Annotated in this window: 13 protein-coding genes; 3 read left to right on the top strand and 10 right to left on the bottom strand. The window is 73.2% G+C overall.

All coding sequences use genetic code 11. The features are described 5' to 3' along the window. Positions 1–171 precede the first annotated feature (171 nt). On the top strand, positions 172–2,151 hold the full coding sequence (locus SM577_RS31450) for an NHL repeat-containing protein (protein ID WP_474588681.1): 1,980 nt from the start codon (positions 172–174) through the stop codon (positions 2,149–2,151). Between the two features lie 156 nt (positions 2,152–2,307). Here SM577_RS31450 and SM577_RS31445 read toward each other — a convergent pair whose 3' ends face one another. The 3 genes from SM577_RS31445 to SM577_RS31435 form a co-directional block, all read right to left on the bottom strand. Continuing rightward, on the bottom strand, positions 2,308–3,636 hold the full coding sequence (locus tag SM577_RS31445) for a radical SAM protein (protein ID WP_302921442.1): 1,329 nt from the start codon (positions 3,634–3,636) through the stop codon (positions 2,308–2,310). A gap of 179 nt (positions 3,637–3,815) precedes the next feature. Next, positions 3,816–5,690 carry a transketolase gene (locus tag SM577_RS31440; RefSeq protein ID WP_302921471.1) on the bottom strand — a complete coding sequence of 625 codons (1,875 nt, stop codon included), beginning with the start codon at positions 5,688–5,690 and terminating at the stop codon, positions 3,816–3,818. A gap of 232 nt (positions 5,691–5,922) precedes the next feature. After that, positions 5,923–6,336 carry a winged helix-turn-helix transcriptional regulator gene (locus tag SM577_RS31435; protein ID WP_302921443.1) on the bottom strand — a complete coding sequence of 138 codons (414 nt, stop codon included), beginning with the start codon at positions 6,334–6,336 and terminating at the stop codon, positions 5,923–5,925. Between the two features lie 83 nt (positions 6,337–6,419). On the opposite strand from SM577_RS31435, the gene SM577_RS31430 reads away from it, so the two are divergent. Next, a complete protein-coding gene (locus SM577_RS31430; RefSeq protein ID WP_302921444.1) occupies positions 6,420–7,223 on the top strand; it encodes an NAD(P)H-binding protein in 804 nt (267 codons plus the stop codon). A gap of 148 nt (positions 7,224–7,371) precedes the next feature. On the opposite strand, the gene SM577_RS31425 is transcribed toward SM577_RS31430, so the two are convergent. The 6 genes from SM577_RS31425 to SM577_RS31400 all read right to left on the bottom strand — a co-directional run bounded on the left by SM577_RS31425 (position 7,372) and on the right by SM577_RS31400 (position 14,478). After that, positions 7,372–9,720, bottom strand: a complete 2,349-nt coding sequence (locus tag SM577_RS31425; protein ID WP_474579609.1) for a WD40/YVTN/BNR-like repeat-containing protein — start codon at positions 9,718–9,720, stop codon at positions 7,372–7,374. A gap of 175 nt (positions 9,721–9,895) precedes the next feature. Next, the gene (locus tag SM577_RS31420) at positions 9,896–10,420 is read right to left on the bottom strand and encodes a hypothetical protein (RefSeq protein ID WP_302921446.1); all 525 of its coding nucleotides are present in this window, start codon (positions 10,418–10,420) and stop codon (positions 9,896–9,898) included. A 17-nt stretch (positions 10,421–10,437) separates the two neighbouring features. Next, positions 10,438–11,319: a carbohydrate ABC transporter permease gene (locus tag SM577_RS31415; RefSeq protein ID WP_302921447.1), complete on the bottom strand. Its 882-nt coding sequence runs from the start codon at positions 11,317–11,319 to the stop codon at positions 10,438–10,440. Beyond that, positions 11,316–12,326 carry an ABC transporter ATP-binding protein gene (locus SM577_RS31410; RefSeq protein WP_302921448.1) on the bottom strand — a complete coding sequence of 337 codons (1,011 nt, stop codon included), beginning with the start codon at positions 12,324–12,326 and terminating at the stop codon, positions 11,316–11,318. Before SM577_RS31410 ends, SM577_RS31415 begins: the two co-directional genes overlap by 4 nt. Continuing rightward, the gene (locus SM577_RS31405) at positions 12,326–13,627 is read right to left on the bottom strand and encodes an ABC transporter substrate-binding protein (RefSeq protein ID WP_474588680.1); all 1,302 of its coding nucleotides are present in this window, start codon (positions 13,625–13,627) and stop codon (positions 12,326–12,328) included. Before SM577_RS31405 ends, SM577_RS31410 begins: the two co-directional genes overlap by 1 nt. Further along, positions 13,624–14,478 carry a carbohydrate ABC transporter permease gene (locus SM577_RS31400; RefSeq protein ID WP_302921450.1) on the bottom strand — a complete coding sequence of 285 codons (855 nt, stop codon included), beginning with the start codon at positions 14,476–14,478 and terminating at the stop codon, positions 13,624–13,626. Before SM577_RS31400 ends, SM577_RS31405 begins: the two co-directional genes overlap by 4 nt. A gap of 314 nt (positions 14,479–14,792) precedes the next feature. On the opposite strand from SM577_RS31400, the gene SM577_RS31395 reads away from it, so the two are divergent. Then, positions 14,793–16,706: a Xaa-Pro dipeptidyl-peptidase gene (locus SM577_RS31395; protein WP_302921452.1), complete on the top strand. Its 1,914-nt coding sequence runs from the start codon at positions 14,793–14,795 to the stop codon at positions 16,704–16,706. A gap of 212 nt (positions 16,707–16,918) precedes the next feature. Here the strand turns inward: SM577_RS31395 and SM577_RS31390 are convergent, their stop codons facing one another. After that, entirely contained in the window at positions 16,919–18,145 is a 1,227-nt protein-coding gene (locus tag SM577_RS31390) for a PucR family transcriptional regulator (RefSeq protein WP_302921453.1), read from the bottom strand. Positions 18,146–18,440: the final 295 nt, after the last annotated feature.

Here is an 18,440-nt window from a genome sequence, read left to right as displayed (position 1 = left end):
CACCGTGCTGTCCGCCCCGGGGCGTCCGGAGAATAAAGGATACGGCCGTAACCGACCCCAGTGTCGGCCGGCCGGCCCCGAACCACCCTCCGAATCCGAGTGTCGGTGATCGACGTACGGTTGACCTTCGATGTATCGAGATTTACGGTGACGACCGTAATCGGAGAAGGGATGCCTATGCCGTTCACTGGAAGTCGCCGTCTCGCGTCGGTCGCGGTCCTGGCGACCCTGGTCGCCGCCACAGCCGTGTCCGCCACTCCCGCGCTCGCCGACCCACCGACCGAGACCCTGGTCGGCGTGCCGCACCACAACCTGGCCATCTACGGAGCCACCTTCGGCTCCACCCCGGACGGCGACTACGCGTACGCCGTGGCGCGCGGCACCACCGGCGCGCTCAACGTCATCGACACCCGCACCGCCACGGTGGTCCGGACCCTGCCGCTGCCCGGCGCGGGCGGTTCGTGGGGCGGCACCGTCACCCCGGACGGCACCGCGTACATCGGCGCCGACAGCAAGCTGTTCCGCTACCGCCCCGGCGCCGACCACGTGGAGGACCTGGGCTCGCCCGCGCCGGGGGAGACGGCGACCTGGCGCCTGGCCAACGACGGCAAGCGGGTCTTCGTCGGCACCTTCCCCACCGGCAAGGTCTACTCCGTCGACCACCGCACCGGAGCGGTCCGCGACTACGGGCAGGTATGGCCCGGCGAGCAGTACGTGCGCAGCATCGGCGTGGCGAACGGCAAGATCTACACCGGTCTGGGCACGGTCGCCCGGGTGGTCGAGGTGGACATCGAGTCCGGTGCCCGGCGGGAGATCCCGCTGCCCGAGCAGTACCGCGCCGAGCAGTTCGTCTACGACCTCGACGTGCACCACAAGACGCTCTTCGCCCGGGTGACCAACAGCAACCGGGTGCTCGTGCACGACCTGACCACCGGCGAGTGGATCGCCGAGCTGGGCACCGGCCGCGGCCTGGACTTCTCCACCCCGGACGACGACGGCAACGTCTACTTCGCGTCGAACTCGGCTCGGCTGATGGCGTACAACCTGAAGACCCGGACGCTCACCCCGACCGCCTTCACCGGGTACGGCACGTCCCGCGGGTTCGGCTGGACCCACCTCGGTGGACCCGAGTGGCGCGGCCGGACCCTCGTCACGATCGACCTCGGCGGCAAGATGTACTACTTCAACCCGATGACCGGGGCGAAGAAGGTGGTGACGGTTCCGGTGCCGGGGCTGCCCGCCCAGTTGCAGACGCTCGAAGCCGGCCCGGACGGCAGGATCTGGTCCAGCGCCTACCCCAGCGGCGGGATCACCTCCTACGACCCGGCGACCGGCGCGTTCGCCGAGAACGCCGGCGCGCTGGGCCAGGCCGAGGGCCTGCTCTCCTACCAGGGCAAGATCTACGCCGGCGTCTACCCCGGGGCGAACCTGTTCGAGCTCGACCCGACCAGGCCGATCGTGCGCGGCACCAACCCGCGCCAGTTCGCCTCGCTCCGCACCGACCACCAGGACCGGCCGTTCGCCATCACCGGGGTCGGCGACCGGATCGCCTTCGGCACCATCCCCGAGTACGGCCAGCTCGGCGGGGCGCTGGCCCTCGTCGACCCGGCCACCGGGGCCAAGGAGGTGCACCGCGACGTCGTACCGCAGCAGAGCGTGACCGCGCTGGCCACGGTCGGGAACCTGGTGCTCGGCGGCACCGGGATCTGGGGCGGCCTCGGCATCGCGCCGACCCAGACGGAGGCGAAACTCTTCCTCTGGGACCCGGCCACCGCGACGAAGGTCTGGGAGGGCCCGGCGATCCCGGGCGCCAAGGCGATCACCCGGCTGATCGTCGCGCCGGACGGCCGGGTCTGGGGGTCGACCGTCGGGACGCTCTTCGAGTTCGACCCGGTGAGCCGGACGGTGGTCAACACCGTCGAGGTGGAGCCCTTCGACTGGAACGTCGACCACGTCTGGCGCAGCGACCACCTGGCGGTGGCGCCGGACGGCGCGGTCTGCGGCAACTTCTGGACCACCGTCGCCTGCGTCGACCCGGCGACGCTGGCGGTGCGGAAGCTGGCCACCGGGATCAGCGACGTGTGGACCATGGACGCCGCCGGCGTCATGTACTACGCCCGCGGCGGCGAGCTGTACCGGCTCACCCGCTGAGCAGTGGTGGCCCGGGCGGGCGGCGGTCGCCGTCACCCGCCCGGGTCGCGGCGGCGCCCAACCCTCGCCCGGTCGCCCGGGTCGCGGCGGGGCCACCCGCCCGCCCGGTGGCCGGCCGCCCGGCGCACGCGGGGGAGCCGGGACCGGTCGTCCGGCCTACGCCGGCTGGGCGGCCTGGTCGGGCTCGGCGGGCAGGCTGTCCATGAACGAACTGACCGAGAAGACCGCGTTGCCGGGGCCGGGCGGGCCGTATCCGGGCGGGCTGGACAGGCCGTGCGCCTCCATCGTCGCCCGGTACACCTCCAGCAGCCGGATGTGGTACTCCAGCGGGGCGCCCTGCGGGTTGGTGCGGCCCAGCGGGGTGGTCGGCTCCGGGCACCAGGTGGTGAACCGCGGGGTGATGCCGCGGGACATGAAGAACTCCAGCCCCTCGGCGGTGGAGGCGATCGCCTCGTCGACGCTGGTGAAGCCGAACGGCGCGGCCATCTCCACGCCCGCGACGAAGTTCGGGATCACGTTGCGGGGGCCGAACACCTCGGCGGAGTCGAGGATCCGGCGGTGCCACTCCTCGCGCCCGACGTACCGCTCCTTGCCGGGGCAGTACAGCTCGAACAGCCGCTTGTCCCACACCTCGTAGTTGGGGTGGTAGATGCGGATGCCGTAGTCGTGGAAGCGCTGCACGTCGGCCTTCGGCAGCGCCTGGGCGACCACCTTGCCGATCCACCGGCCGGGGAACCGCTCCTCGATCGCCTTGGCGTACCGGCCGTAGAAGTCGGCCTCCCCGAGGCCCTCGACGGTGGAGGTGACGCTGCCGCCGGTCAGCGTGTACGCCCGCGAGGCGCCCAGGGTGTCGTACCGGTCGATGATCTCCATCGCCTCCAGCACCTCGGCGACCGGCTTGACCCCGGTGTACGGGCGCTTGGCCGCCTTGTGCTGGCGCCAGTTGTGGTTGATGTCGCAGTACTGGCACTCCTCCTTGGCGCCGAAGTACTGGCAGACCCGGAACACGGTCAGGTAGATCAGGTAGCCCCACTGGATGGTCGGGGCCACCTCCATCACCGACTTGCCGTTGGCGAGCGTGTGGCGGTAGTACTCCGGCATCGGCGGCAGGCCCACGTCGGCGATCGGGCGGTCGTCCAGGTACAGCCGCAGCACCCCGTCACCGCCGTCCTTCACCCGGTACGGCGAGTCGGGGTTGACCCGCACGGAGACGACAGTGCGGCGCAGCCCGTACGGCCCGCCGCTGAGCACGATCTCCTCCGGCGGCCGGCGCAGCGCGGCGGTGCCCAGCTCCGGCAGCGTGCGGTGGTCGAAGGAGAAGATGAAGTACGACTTCGGCTTGACCTCGCCGCCCTCGTTGTCGGTCAGCGCGGAGTCGTCGAAGGCCATGCCCCCGCGCAGCAGGTCTTCCTTGATCACGGCTTCCCGCGGCACGTGCGGGAACCGCCCCATCAGGTCCTCGATGAGATCAGTGCGGGTCTGCATGACTGGTTCCCCCCGGTCCGCCGTCGACGTCGCCAGCGTCACCACATCACCTGCCGCCGACACCGCGTCGGCGGCGGGTGGTGATCGTGTCCCCCGTCACGCTACCGTCGCCCGGCGGCCGACCGGCAATCCGGTGGCCGGGGCGGTCCGCCGGCGGCCGGCCGGACGACCCGGTGGGCTCAGCTGGTCCGGGCCAACAGGTCGCGGGTGGCGGTGACGATGGCGCTCACGCCGATGCCGGCCTGGTCCATCAGCTCGGCGGGGGTGCCGGAGGTGGGCAGCCCGCGGACCGCCAGCCGGCACACCTGCGCGGGGACGGCGAGGTCGGCCAGCGCCTCCAGCACGGCGGAGCCGAGCCCACCCTCCGGGTAGTGGTCCTCGACGACCACCAGCCGGCCGCCGGTGTCCCGGACGGCGTCGAGCAGCCGCTGGGAGTCCAGCGGCTTGACCGAGTACAGGTCGATCACCCGGGACTCGATCCCCTCGCCGGCCAACCGGTCGGCGGCGGCCAGGCAGTTGTGCGCGGTCACCCCGGCGCCGACCAGCGCGACCTGGTCGTGCGGCCCGCCGCCGCGCAGCAGCTTGCTGCCGCCGATCGGGAAGGTCTCGTCGTTGTCGTAGAGCACCGGGTGCCCGCCCCGGGTGGTGCGTAGGTAGCTGATCCCCGTGCAGTCGACCATCTGCGCGACGAGGGCGGCGCAGGACACCGCGTCGCTCGGGTAGAGCACGGTCGAGCCGTGGACGGCACGCATGGCGGCCAGGTCCTCCAGCCCCATCTGCGAGGGTCCGTCCGCCCCGATCTCCACCCCGGCGTGCGAGCCGCACAGGGCGATGTCGGCGCGCGAGATGGCGGCCATCCGGATGAAGTCGTACGCGCGGGAGAGGAACGCCGCGAAGGTCGAGGCGAAGGGCCGGTAGCCGCGCACCTGAAGGCCGACCGCCGCCGCGACCATCTGCTGTTCGGAGATGAACATCTCGAAGAACCGGTCGGGGTGGGCCTCGGCGAACCGGTCGGCCCGGGTGGAGTCGCTCACCTCGCCGTCCAGGGCGACCACGTCCGGGCGCGCGCCCAGGGCACGCAGCGCGTCCCCGTACGCGTTGCGGGTGGCGACCTTCGCGCCCTTGTCGTAGCGCGGCAGCTCGGGTGGCCGCCGGTCGGGGGCGGGGGCGGGCGGGGCCGGCTCGGGTCGCGGCCCGGTGACCTGGATCTGGCGTACCCCGCCGAGGGCCGCGACGGCCTGCTCGGCCTGCTCCGGCTTGATCGGTTTGCCGTGCCAGCCCGGCTGGTTCTCGACCCCGGCTATCCCCTTGCCCTTGAGCGTGCGGGCGAGCACCACGGTGGGACCGGTCGCCTGTCGGGCCCGGCCCAGCGCCTCGTCGATGGCGACCAGGTCGTGCCCGTCGATCACGATCGCCCGGCAGCCGAACGCCTCGACCCGGCGCCGGTAGGTGTCCAGGTCCCACTCCAGCTCGGTCTCGCCGCGCTGGCCGAACCGGTTCACGTCGACGATCGCTGTCAGGTTGCGCAGCCCGTAGTGGCCGGCCTTGTCCAGCGCCTCCCAGATCGAGCCCTCGGCCGTCTCGCTGTCCCCGCAGAGCACCCAGACGTGGAACGGCAGCCGGTCGAGGTGCTGGCCGGCCAGCGCGATGCCGACGCCGACCGGCAGCCCCTGGCCGAGCGAACCGGTGGCCACGTCGACCCAGGGCAGCGCCGGTGTGGGGTGCCCCTCCAGCCGCGAGCCGAACTGCCGGTAGGTGTCGACCAGCTCCTGGTCGGTGATCGCGCCGACGGCCTTGAAGACCGCGTACAGCAGCGGCGAGGCGTGGCCCTTGGAGAAGATCAGGTGGTCGTTGGCCCGGTTGCCCGGGTCCGCCCAGTCGTAGCGCAGGTGGCGGGAGATCAGCACGGCGAGCAGGTCGGCGGCGGACAGGCTCGACGTCGGATGCCCGGACCCGGCCCGGGTGCTGCACCTGATCGCGTCCACCCGCAGTTGGGCGGCGAGTTCGGCGAGCCGGCCGACCTCATCCTCGCGCAGCACGCGCTCCGCTTCCATGGTCACCGGCATCGCCTCCAGCCATCGGGTGTCCGCGCCGGCCGAGCACTCCCGCGGCCGTTCGCCACGCGACCGGGCAGCCCTGCGCAACCGGCTCGACACCTACGGTAGTCAAGAAAGCGGGACGTCGTCCGGTAACAACCATTTGTACTAGTGCGCCCATCCGCGTCGGCGCACCCGCGCGACCGCTCCCGGCGAACGAACAGCCCGGCTCGCGCCACTCGCTCGTCGGTCAGGTGACCTCCGCCCCCGGGTGCGCGCTGTCCCACTCCCGGTGGGACTGCGCAATCGCGGCCTTGTTCGCCAGGGACCAGTCGGCCAACTGTCGGACGAGCTGGCTCAGGCTCCGGCCTCGGTCGGTCAACTCGTACGTCACCGTCACCGGGACCGTGGGGAACGCGGTCCGCACCACGAGACCATCGCGTTCCAGCCGACGCAGGGTCAGGGTGAGCATCCGCTGGGAGATCCCATGGATGCCCCGCTGCAGTTCCCCGAAGCGCCGGGTGCCGGCGGACAGTTCAGCGACGGTCAGCACCGACCACTTGTCGCCGATGCGGTCCAGGACGTCGCGGATCCCGCAGTCCGGATACCCGGGCAGCCCGCAGGGCTCCAGCTGGTCGGTTACCGGGGTGTTCGCTGCTGACACGAAAGTGCCTCCTTGTACTCGCCGAGGTCGTTTTCCACGATCGGGCCGGTACCAATGATCACCACCCGGAAAGGGTCTGTCCCATGCTGCTCGTCACCGGTGCCTCCGGGCACCTGGGTTCACTCATCCACGCCGGACTGGTCGACCGGGGGCTGTCCCCGGCGGCCGGCACCCGGACCCCCGACCGCTACGGCCTGCTGGGCCGGGCGATGGACTTCGACGACCCGGCTGGACTCGACCTCTCCGGGGTGCGCACGCTGGTGCTGGTCTCCGCCGGCTACGGCGAGGACGATCTGGTCATCGCCCGGCATGACCGGGTGATCACCGCCGCGGAGCAGCAGGGCGTGGAACACGTGGTGTACACCAGCCTCACCGCGGCCGGTGATCACCTGGCCTTCGCCCTGGCCCATCGCTGGACGGAACGCCGCCTGCGCGACAGCCGGTTGAGCTGGACCATCCTGCGCAACGGGTTGTACGCGGAGCTGTTCGGTCAGTTGGCCGCTCCCGGCGCCGGTGCGATCAGGGCGCCCTTCGGCACGGGAGCGCTGGCCGCCGTGGCCCGGCAGGACCTGGCCGACGTCGCGGTGCAGGTGGCCGCGCAGCCGCACGCGCACCGCAACCGCACGTACGAGTTGGCGGGCCCGGTCGCGCTCACCGCCATCGACCTCGCCGACGCGCTCGGAGTGCCCTACCAGCCGGTGTCCCTCGCCGAGCAGCGCGCGGCACTGGCGGGCGCGGACCTGCTGCCGTTCCAACCGGCGATGCTGATGTCGATCTTCTCCGCGACGGCGGCCGGCTTCCTCGGTGCCACCGGCGACGACCTCGCCGATCTGCTGCCGCGTCCGCCTCGTGCCGCGCTGCCGATCGCGATGGCGGCGGCGAGTTGACGCCTCGCCGGCGACCGCCACCGGCGTGAGGACGCGGCCCGTACGGTGCCACCCGGTGGCCCGACGGCGGCGGCCCGCGACCACCGGCGCGGAGACGGGAGCGGGGGTGTGGACGACGCTGTCCACACCCCCGCTCCCGGCTAGCGGATCAGCCCGCCCGGCACGAGGCCAGCGCGCCGACCACGCCGACGCCCGGGTCCCGCAGCGGCAGCTTGGTCGACGCCGCCGGGCAACGCGGCACGGTGAGGTCGTAGATGCCCCGGCCGAACGTCGCCGCGGTCAGCTGCCGGGTCGGCTCGTGGTAGCGCAGGTACATCACTGCCGCCTCGGGCAGGTCCGCGCCGAGCGCCGCCCAGCCGCCGCCGTTCCACGCCGAGACGAACACCCCGACGTCCGTGCCGACCAGCAGCAGCCCGTCGGAGGTCGGCACCACCGAGTTGACCGGCGCGTCGGGCAGGCCCCGGCCGATGTCGGTCCAGGTACGGCCGCCGTCGCGGGTCACCATCACGTGCGGGCGGTCGCTGCCGGAGCGGAACGCCGAGAACGTGGCGTAGGCGATGTTCGCGTCCTTCGGGTGCACCGCCACCCGGGTCACCCAGGTGCCGGGCAGCTGGCCCGGGTCGACCTCGTGCCAGTTCTGGCCGAGGTTGTCGGTCCACCACAGCTTGCCGTCGTCGGTGCCGACGTAGAGCTTGTCGCCGTCGGTCGGTGCCGCCGCGATCGTGGTGATGGTGCCCCACGGGTAGCCGGACGGGTCGTTCGGGCCGCCGTCGGTCAGGTCCGGGCTGATCGCCGTCCAGGTGCGGCCGTTGTCGGTCGACCGGTTGACGACGTTCCCGGCGTAGTACATGACATCCGGGTCGCTCGGGTCGAACTGCAGCGGGGTCAGCCAGTTACGCCGGTCCGAGGTGGTCTGGCCGGGGCCGATCGACTGGCGCGGGGTGCCGCCGGCGGTCTCCGAGCGGTAGCAGGAGCCGTACTGGCTGCACCCGAAGACGATGTTCGGGTTCTCCGGGTGGATGATCACCTGGAGGCCGTCGCCGCAGCCGATGGCGTTCCAGGGGCCGCCCGGGCCGTTGTAGCCGCGGTTGCAGCCGTTGTCCTGGGCGCCGCCGACCTTGAGCGACGGGTCGGTCTGCGCGACGTCGACCGTGTAGAACTGGGTGTACGGCTCGTAGGTCGACTTGACCCAGTCGCTGACCCCGTTGCTCTCCGAGCGGTAGAAGCCGCCGTCGTTGCCCAGGTAGGCCCGGCCCGGCACCTTCGGGTCCCAGCGCATCACGTGCTGGTCGGCGTGCACGCCGCCGACGTTGCCGAAGCTCTGCCCGCCGTCGGTGGAGCGGCGCAGGTTCACCCCGGCGAGGAAGACGTGCTCGGCGTTGGCCGGGTCGACCCACAGCTTGCCGAACCACCAGCTGAAGGTGGACTGGGACGCCTGGTTGGCGTTGACCGGGGTCTGCGTCCACGAGTCACCGCCGTCGTCGGAGCGGTAGAAGGCGCGGAACGGGCCCAGCGCGGTGCCGACGTACGCGTACAGCCGGTCGGGGTTGCTGGGTGCGAGGGCGATGCCCCAGCGGCCCTGGTCGGCGTCGGTGGGCAGGCCGTTGGTCAGCCGCTGCCAGCTCCGGCCGCCGTCGTCGGAGCGCCACAGGCTGGAGCCGGGGCCGCCGTAGGTGCGCTGGTGCGGCTCGCGCAGGTGGTCCCACATGGCCGCGTACACCCGCGACGGGTTGGTCGGGTCGATCAGCACCTCGGTGGCGCCGGTGGTCGGGTTCGGCGGGGCGAGCACCTGCCGCCAGCTGTCGCCGCCGTCCTCGGAGAGGTAGACGCCCCGCTCGCCGCCGGGGACGAAGAGGTTGCCGGCGGCCGCGGCGAAGATCCGGTTCTGGTTGCCCGGGTCGATGGCGAACCGGGCGATGGCGTGGCTGTCGGCCAGGCCGACGTGCTGCCAGGTCTTGCCGCGGTCCCGGGAGCGGTAGATCCCGTCGCCGCCGAAGGTGATCGAGCCGCCGCCGGGCTGCGCCTCGCCGGTCCCGGCGAAGAGCACCCCGTCGGTGGTCATCGCGACCGCGCCCATGCTCTGCTGCCAGGTGTCCGGCCAGGCGGGCTCGAAGGTGGCCCCCGCGTCGCCGGAACGCCAGATGCCACCCGACGCGGCGGCGATGAAGACCTGGTTGGCCACCTGCGGGTCGACCGCGATGTCCACCACCCGGCCGCCGATGTTGCTCGGGCCGAAGAAGTTCCACTCCTGCTCGGCGAGGTGCCGGTAGACGCTGCGGGTGTGCGCGGCGAGCTGGTTCGCCTCGCCCCGCGCCCGGGCGTACTTGGCGGCGGACAGGTCGGTGCTGCCGTCGCTGAGCCGCTGCGCGGTCATCCACTCGGCGGGCAGCTCCATCGGGCCGGTGGGGGTGCTGGTGGCCAGCGACTCCTCGCCGCTCGCCGATGGTGCGGAGGTGGTCAGCGCGGCCGCGGTCAGCAGTGCGAGGACCGCAGCCACCGGCAGGACGCGTCTACCTCGGACGAGGCTGGGACTCATACGGCATCTCCCTGTCCACGTGCGGGTACGACCGGTATCAGTCGTCTGTCGCACGCTAGAGGGCGCGGTGAGCCACGTCACCAGGCAACTGTTGGGATTCCGGCCGTCGGGTTAGGACACCTGTCGAGCCGGCGGCTCACGAGCCGCTCTGGAACTCCGGCAGGCCGGCGTCGTCGGAATCCGGGCCGACCACCGCGGTCAGCGTGGTCCCGTCGGCGCAGAGCGCGGCGGCCCGCAGGTACATCCGGCGCTGCTGCGCCCGGGTCAGCACCTCGGTCTCGAACACCTCGTCCTCGACGCGCAGCAGGTCGATGTCGGCGCGGCCCTCGTAGTGGGCGCGGACGTCCAGCGGGGTCATCCGCACGGTGGCCTCGACGGTGGTCAGGGCCCCCTGCTCCACCACCGAGGTGACCCGCGCGCCGTCAGGCAGCACCAGGCCGGTGACCGGGCTGTCGACCTCCGGCTCGGTGTCCAGCGGCACCCGGTCGCAGCTGGGCAGGTTGGCCAGCATGCCCCGGCCCCGGTCGGTGGCCGGCGGGGCGTCCGAGCCGCCGCAGCCGGCCAGCAGCGCGACGACGGTGAGCGCGAGGAGTGCCGCGCCGCGGCGCCCCGCGGCCGACGACGCGGCTCGGCCGGCGGCGGGGGACGTCCGGAGTCTCACCGCAGCAGGATGCCACCTCACCGCAGCACCCGCCAGCGCCGGACCATCAGCAGCAGGCCGGTGATGATGACGCCGGTGACCGCCATCAGCACCATCGAGATGAGCGCCCCGTAGGCGAAGCCGGAGAACTCGAACGCCTGGTCGAAGATGTAGACCGGCAGGTAGAGCGTGGCGTTGGCGGGCCGGCCGTCGGTCAGCACGTACGCCGGGACGAAGTTCACCTGGAGGGTGAGGATGGTGTCCCGCACCGCCAGCAGCACCAGCACCGGGGCCAGCAGCGGCAGGGTGAGCCGGCGCAGCTGCCCGAACGGCCCGCAGCCCTCCAGCGCCGCCGCCTCGTACAGCCGGCCGTCGAGCAAGCGGCGGGCGGCCAGCACGACGACGAAGCCCTCGCCGATCGGGAAGGCCAGCATCAGCACCACCGCCAGCCGGGCGGTGGTGGGGTCGGCGAGCCAGGTGAAGCCGGGATGGCCGAACAGGCCCAGCAGCTGGTTGAGCGGGCCGTACAGCGGGTTGAGCACCCAGAGGAAGAGCACGGCCAGCGCCACGTCGGGTACCACGGTCGGCAGGTAGACCGCGACCCGGAACCAGCGCCCGCCGGGGCGGGGCGCGGCCAGCAGCAGCGCCAGCCCCACCGCGGCGAGCAGCCGCACCGGCACCGCCAGCGCCACGTGCAGCAGGGACGCCCGCAGGCTGTCCAGCAGGAACGGGTCGTCGAGCAGCCGGCGCACGTTGGCCAGGCCGACGAACCGCGGATCCCGGGTGAGCCCGGTGTGGTCGGTGAACGCGTAGCCGACGTTGAGCAGGGCCGGCAGCGCGACCAGCAGCGCGACCGCCACCGCGTACGGGGCGAGGAACGCCCAGCCGGTGAGCGGCCGGCGGTTGCGGCCGCCGGTCACCGGCGCCGGCCCGTCGCGGCGTCGAACCGGTGGATGCGGTCCGGGTCGGGGCGCAGCCGCACCGGGTCACCCGGGCGCACCCCGGGACGGGGTCCGGTGCGGACGGTCAACCGGGTGCCGTCGGCGCACCGGGTCAGCAGCACCGCCTCGCTGCCGAGCGCCTCCACCGCCTCCACGGTGGCCTCGATCGGCCCCGCCGGGTCGAGCGCCAGGTCCTCCGGCCGTACGCCGAGGGTCAGCCCGGCGGCGCCGCCGAGCACCCCGCCGCCGGGCACCAGGTTCATCGGCGGGCTGCCCAGGAACGCGGCCACGACGGTGTCCGCCGGCTCGTCGTAGACCTGCTGCGGCGGCCCGACCTGGCGGACCCGGCCCTGGTGCAGCACCGCCACCCGGTCGCCGAGGGTCATCGCCTCGGCCTGGTCGTGGGTGACGTGCACGGTGGTGGTGCCCAGGTCGCGGTGCAGGGCGAGCAGGTCGGCCCGGGTGGCGAAGCGCAGCGGCGCGTCCAGGCTGGCCAGCGGCTCGTCGAGCAGGTAGACGCTGGGCTCGCGGAGCAGGGCGCGGGCCAGCGCCACCCGCTGCCGCTGCCCGCCGGACATCTCGTCCGGGTGGCGGTCGAGCAGCTCGGCGATGCCCAGCCGGTCGGCCGCCGCGCGGGCCCGCCGGTCGGCCTCGGCGCGGGGGACCCGGCGCACCCGCAGCCCGAAGGTCAGGTTGCCGAGCACTGTCAGGTGCGGGTAGAGCGCGTAGTCCTGGAAGACCATCGCCACGGCCCGCCGGTGCGGCGGCACCCGGGCCACGTCCTGGCCGTCGACCAGCACCCGGCCGCGGTCCGGCCGGTCCAGGCCGGCGATCAGCCGCAGCACCGTCGACTTCCCCGACCCGGACGGCCCGACCAGGGTGAGCAGCTCACCGGCGCGCACCTCCAGGTCGACGCCGTCGAGGGCGGTGGTCCGCCCGTACGACTTGGTCAGCTCCGCCAGCCGGATCTCGCCGCGCCCGCCCATCAGCCCCCTCCGACCGGCAGGGCGAACAGCTGCCGGCTCTGCTCCTCCAGCCGGCGCAGCCCTTCCTCCCGGTCGATCCGGCCGTAGAACAGCTCCTCCAGCAGGGTGCCGGTCTCCTTCTCGACCCGCGACCAGGTGGCCGTGCGCGGGGTGGCGCGCAGGTGCGGCTCGGCGTCGAGGTAGACCCGCGCCGACTTCGGCGGCGCGGCCGGGTCGAGGAAGACGGGGGAGTTGGCCACGTCGAGCCGGGACGGGACGGTGCGGCCGGACTCGGCGAGGATCTTCTGCCCCTCCGGGCCCATCGCGAACTCGATGAACCGCCAGGCGTCGCCGTGCTCGGGCAGCCCGGCGCTCATGCAGTACGCGTCGCTGTGCAGGATCGACGCGGGCACCCCGCCCGGGGCGACCGGCAGCGGTGCCACGTCCCAGGTGAAGCCCTCGATGGTGCGCAGCGTCGGCACCGCCACCCGGCTGTTGAGGTACATGCCCAGCGTGCCGCGCAGGAACCGGGCCTCGCTGGACTCGCTCTGCTCCTCGGCGTCCGGCGGCACCACGTGGTGCTTCAGTTGCAGGTCGAGGAACCAGTCCACCGCCGCCCGGGTGGCCGGGTCGCCGCGCAGCGTCAGCGCGGTGGGGCGGGCCGGGTCGTCGACGAGCTCGCCCCGGTTGGACCAGACGAACGGCGCGAGCCGGGGCACGGACGGCTCCACGCCCAGCCCGTAGCGGCCGTCGCGGGTCAGCGCGCGGGCGGTGGCGAGGAAGTCGTCCCAGGTCCAGCCGGCCTTGGGCAGCGGCACGCCGGCGGCGGCGAACAGGTCGGCGTTGTAGTAGACGACCAGCGAGGAGAGGTTCTGCGGCAGGCAGGTCAGCGCCTTGCCGTCGTACCGGAAGGCGTCCAGCGCCCGCGGGCTGAAGTCGCTCTCCTTGAGCACGGTGCTGCGGTCCAGGTAGGACTGCGCCGGTTCGATCGCCCCCTGGGCGGCGAACTGGCCGTAGCGGCGGTAGTTGAGCAGGAACACGTCCGGTGGCCTGCCGCCGGCGAACGCGGTGGTCAGCCGGGCCATCAGCTCGTCCTGGCCGGCCACCGGGGAGAGGTTGACGTCGACGTCGGGGTTGGCCTGCTCGAAGGCGGTGACCATGGTGCGGTAGCCGGCGATCTCCTCGGCGTCGCCGAAGAGCACCACGGTGATGCCCGACGCGTCCTCGGCACGGTCGTCCCCGCTGCCACAGCCGGCGGCATAGCCGACCAGCAGGGCGGCCATGACCAGGGCCCACCACCGTCGTGCCCGGGTGTTCGTCACCTGCGTCCTCCAGATCTGAGTGCGGCCAGTGGATCGTCGTTCAACAGCACCCGCTGCGCCAGCAGGAACACCAGCACGCACGGCACGGTGGCCACCACGCTGCCGGCCATCAGCAGCGGCCAGTCCGTGGGGTTGAGCAGGCGCAGGAACTGCAGGCCGAGCGGGTAGGTGTACCGGTCGCCGCTCTGCAGGTACAGCAGCGGGTCGATGAAGTTGGCCCAGTGGAAGGTGAAGGCGAGCACCGCCACCGCCAGGGTGGCCGGGCGGACCTGGGGCAGCGCCACCCGCCGCCACACGGTCAGCCAGCCGGCGCCCTCCAACCGGGCCGCCCACAGTTGGCTGTCCGGCACGCCGCCGAAGCTCCAGGCGTAGAGCAGCACCAGGAACGGGCTGCCGGCCAGCGCCGCCGGGGCCAGCAACGGCAGGTACGTGTCGACCACGCCGGCCAGCCGGAACAGCTCGAACCGGGTGGCCCAGACCGCGGTGACCGGCACCAGCAGCACCGCGAGCAGGCCGAGCACCACCCGCCGGCGGGCGGTCGGGGTGAGCAGCCGCAGCCCGAACCCGGTCAGCGAGGCGACGGCCACGGTCAGCGGCACGGCCAGCGCCACCACCAGCGCCGAGTTCGCCAGGTAGCGGAAGAGCGGGATCAGCTCGGGCAGCCGGGCGTACGCGGCCAGCGTCGGCTCGGGCGGGAGGACCTCGAGGGTCCGCGGCGGGGGCAGGCCGGCGGGGCGCAGCGAGCCGACCACCATGAACCACAGCGGGGCGGCGAACAGCGCCGCGAACAGGGCCGGCACCACGAAACGCCCGATGATCCGCGGGATCGTGGCCCGACCCGACAACCGCACGTCGCCGAACCTATGGCCGCCGGGCCCGCGAATCATCGGGCACCTGTTGGAATCGGGCCCCGCCGCCTCCTACGCCTGTCGTACCGGCCGGAACCGCGCGGACGCCGCCGACGTGCCGGCGACCGGCCCGCCGGCCGGTCGCCGGGCCGGGCTCGCCTGCGACAGACGTAGGAGCCGCCGGCCGGCACCTCCCACACGTGTCCGATGACCGGCCGTCCGCCCATTCGTAGGGTTCGATCACAGCGCCGTGCTCACGGTGACCGCGTCCGGACCGGGCGTGGCGGCCACGGCCGGTGCCGAGAGGGAGGAGCACGATGCGAAGCAGGAGAACCTGGTGGCGGGCGGCGGTGGTGGTCGTGGCGACCACCGCCGTCGGCCTGCCCGCGGCCACCGCGACGGCCCAGCCGGCGGCCGAGCGCCCCGGGCCGGTCGTCGAGGACGGGGTCACCCAGCCGGTGTACGGGTACGACGACGCGATCCGCCAGCGGGTCTTCGTCACCTCCGACGTGGACACCGACGCCGACGGGGCGGCCGACGTGGTGGCGATGGACATCATCCGGCCCCGGGCCAGCGACGACGGCCTGCGCGTCCCGGTGGTGATGGACGCCAGCCCGTACTACTCCACGGTCTGCCGGGGCAACGAGGGCGAGTGCAAGGGCGACCTCGACGGCGACGGCCTGAACGACCAGTGGCCGCTGTTCTACGACAACTACTTCGTGCCGCGCGGGTACGCGGTGGTGCTGCTGGACATGATCGGCACCAACAACTCGACCGGTTGCCCGGTCACCGGCGGGCACGCCGACAACGTCAGCGCGCCGACCGCGATCGACTGGCTCAACGGCCGCCGGCCCGGCCGGGACGCCGCCGGGCGCGAGGTCGTCGCCGACTGGCACAACGGCCGCACGGGCATGATCGGCAAGTCGTACGACGGCACGCTCGCCAACGCGGCCGCCGCCAGCGGCGTGGACGGGCTCGCCACCATCGTGCCCATCTCCGCCATCTCCAGCTGGTACGACTACTCGCGCAGCGGCGGGCTGGTCACCCGGGCCAACAACTACTCCGGCAGCCTGGCCAACACGGTCACCAACCCGGCCCGGCGGGCGTACTGCGCGCCGGTGCGGGAACGGCTGGGCGAGCAGGTCGACGACGCCACCGGCGACTACAACGACTTCTGGGCCGAGCGGGACTACGTCCCCCACGCCGGCCAGGTGCGCGCCAGCGTCTTCGTGGTGCACGGCATCAACGACAACAACGTCCGGCCGGACCACTTCAGCACCTGGTGGAACGCGCTGGCCGAGCGGAACGTGCCGCGCAAGCTGTGGCTGACCGGCACCGGGCACGTCGACCCGTTCGACTTCCGCCGCGGCGAGTGGGTGGACACCCTGCACCGGTGGTTCGACTACTGGCTGCACGGCATCGACAACGGCATCATGGCCGAGCCGATGGTCGACATCGAGCGGGCGCCGGACGTCTGGGAGACGTACGCGGACTGGCCGGTGCCGCAGGCCCGGCCGACCCAGGTGTTCCTCCAGCCCGGCGCGGACGGCGCGGCCGGCGGGCTGTCGGTGCGTCCGCACCCCGGCAACGCCCGGGCCAGCTTCCAGGACACCCCCTCGATGAGCCAGACCAACGCCATCCGTCACCCGTCCGACCCGCAGGCGAACACCGAGAACCGGCTGGTGTTCCTGTCCCGGCCGCTGCTGGCGCCGCTGCACGTCTCCGGCTCGCCGATCGTCAAGATCAACGCGTCGGTGGACGACGTGGACACCAGCTTCGCCGGGCTGCTGGTCGACTACGGGACCCGGCCCCGGTTCAGCACCTCCGGCGACGGCATCCGCACCCTCGGCACGGAGGACTGCTGGGGCGGCGCGGCCACCTGGGGCGGGCACGCCGAGGAGGCCTGCTACCGGCAGACCGAGAAGACGGTGGCCAGCAACCCCCAGGAACTGGTCACCAAGGGCATCCTCGACGGGCTCAACCTCGACTCGCTGAGCGTGTCGACGCCGCTGGTGCCGGGGCAGAAGAACGCCGTCGACGTGCGGCTGCTGCCCGAGGACTACGTCTTCGAGGCCGGCCACCAGATCGGCGTGGTGCTGCTCGGCTCGTACTCCGGCTACAGCAGCCGGGCCAAGCAGAACCAGGCGGAGATCACCGTGCACTTCGACCGCAGCCGGATCGAGCTGCCGGTGGTCGGCGGCCGCAGCGCCGCGGTCGCCGCCGGCCTGTAGCTGGTCCGTGGGCGGGGCACCGGCACCGGCGCCCCGCCCACCCGGCGGTCTGGCGGTCGTCGGTCGTCGGTCGCCCGGCCCTCGGTCGACCGGTCGTCGGTCGGCCTCGGGTCTGGTGGTCGCCTCGGGTCTGCTGGTCGCCGGTCGGCCTCCCGGAACGCACCGGCCGACGGCGGGTTGGCGGCTGGCCGGCGCGCGGCGGCCGGGGCCGGTCAGCCCTCGGGCCGGTAGCGGCCGGTGAGCCGACCGAGCTTCAGCGCCAGGTGCAGGCAGAGCCGCTCGTTGCCGTCCTTCAGGTCGGTCTCGGCCAGCTCCTCGATCCGCTGCAACCGGTAGTAGAGGGTGGTGCGGTGCAGCCGCAGCTGCTCGGCGGTGGCGTGCGCGTTGCCAGCCAGGTCCAGGTAGCGCTCCAGGGTCTCCAGCAGCACCGGGTTGGACTGCTCGCGCAGCAGCCGCTCCAGCCCCGGGTGCACGTCGGAGATGTCCGGCTGCTGGCCGTCCAGCCGGGACAGCACCCGGTAGATGCCCAGCCCGGACCAGGAGACCACCCGGCCGAGGGCGGGCAGCCGTACGCCCACCCGGGCCGAGCGCAGCGCCTCCCCGTACGATCCGACGGCGTCGACCAGCCCGGCGCGGGCCTGGCCGATCCCCACCACCGTGCGCTCGACGGAGCCGAGCCCGCGGGTGGCCTGCCGCAGGTTGTCGTCGAGGAGCTTGGCGGCGGCCTCGGGGGAGGGGCGCCCGGCGAACCGGCCGCCGCAGAGCAGCAGCACCCCGTGGTCGTCGCGGACCACGTGCAGCGCCTCCCGGGTCCCGATCCAGCGACGGGTGGTCACCAGCGCCTGCTCCAACGCCAGCCGGGCGACCTCGTCGGGCGGCTGGCCGGCCGTCACCAGCTGCGCGACGAGCGCGGTGGCCGGGCCGTCGCCGGCGATCAGGCCGGCCTCCCGCAGCGCCCGCACCGACCGGTCCCGCGTCGCCGCGCTGTCGGCGAGCAGGGTACGCGCCACCTCGGTCTCGCGTTGGGAGGCCAGCTCGCCGAGCAGGTTCTCCCGGTACAGCGCCAGGGACAGCTCGCTGACCAGGCCGGTGGACTCCAGGTCGGCGTCGGCCATGGTGCCGTCCGGGTCGATGAACCAGACGAAGCCGAGCAGCAGGTCCTGGTGGCGGATGGGCACGCAGACCCGGGGCATCAGGTCGAGTTCCGCCGACGCCGGGGTCCGCACCGGCTCCCGGGCCTCCATGATGCCCACGTCGCGGAACCAGGCCATCACCTCCGGCGTGGTCTGCCGGCGCAGGATGGACGCCTTGCGCACGTCGTCCATCACGCCGGTGTGCTCGCTGTAGACCACGACCCGCTGCCGCCGGTCCTCGATCAACGCCGGGCGGCCGGCGTGGGCGGCGAGTGCGTCGACGATGCGTTGCAGCTCACCCTGCATGTGCTCCTCCGGTCGCCCGGACCGCGCCGCCGGCGTCCCGGACGGGCGGATGGCCGGCTCGTGCGTCCTGCCTGTTGTCTCGGATTGTTCCTCCCCGATCAGGCGGTGACCAAAAGCTGATCATGCCCTTATTGGGTGAGCGTGCCCGGCCACCGATCGCGTTACGCCTGTCCACCCCGCGGGACGGAACTGTCGGGTGCTGGCCGCGTCGCCCTGGCCCGTCGGGTGCGTCGTCTTGCGGTGGTCGGGTCGGTGGCTGGTGCGTGGGGGTGGTCGCGTCTCTGCCTGCTGCGTG

The organism is Micromonospora desertarenae (assembly GCF_056150265.1).
This window is presented reverse-complemented; position numbering and strand designations above follow the sequence as displayed.

What these genes read in the sequence shown, in the direction of transcription:
- SM577_RS31390 (WP_302921453.1), bottom strand. Translation starts at nt 18,145, where the DNA reads ATGCAGGGTGAGCTGCAACGCATCGTCGACGCACTCGCCGCCCACGCC.
- SM577_RS31430 (WP_302921444.1), top strand. Translation starts at nt 6,420, where the DNA reads ATGCTGCTCGTCACCGGTGCCTCCGGGCACCTGGGTTCACTCATCCAC.
- SM577_RS31445 (WP_302921442.1), bottom strand. Translation starts at nt 3,636, where the DNA reads ATGCAGACCCGCACTGATCTCATCGAGGACCTGATGGGGCGGTTCCCG.
- SM577_RS31395 (WP_302921452.1), top strand. Translation starts at nt 14,793, where the DNA reads ATGCGAAGCAGGAGAACCTGGTGGCGGGCGGCGGTGGTGGTCGTGGCG.
- SM577_RS31450 (WP_474588681.1), top strand. Translation starts at nt 172, where the DNA reads ATGCCTATGCCGTTCACTGGAAGTCGCCGTCTCGCGTCGGTCGCGGTC.
- SM577_RS31440 (WP_302921471.1), bottom strand. Translation starts at nt 5,690, where the DNA reads ATGGAAGCGGAGCGCGTGCTGCGCGAGGATGAGGTCGGCCGGCTCGCC.
- SM577_RS31410 (WP_302921448.1), bottom strand. Translation starts at nt 12,326, where the DNA reads ATGGGCGGGCGCGGCGAGATCCGGCTGGCGGAGCTGACCAAGTCGTAC.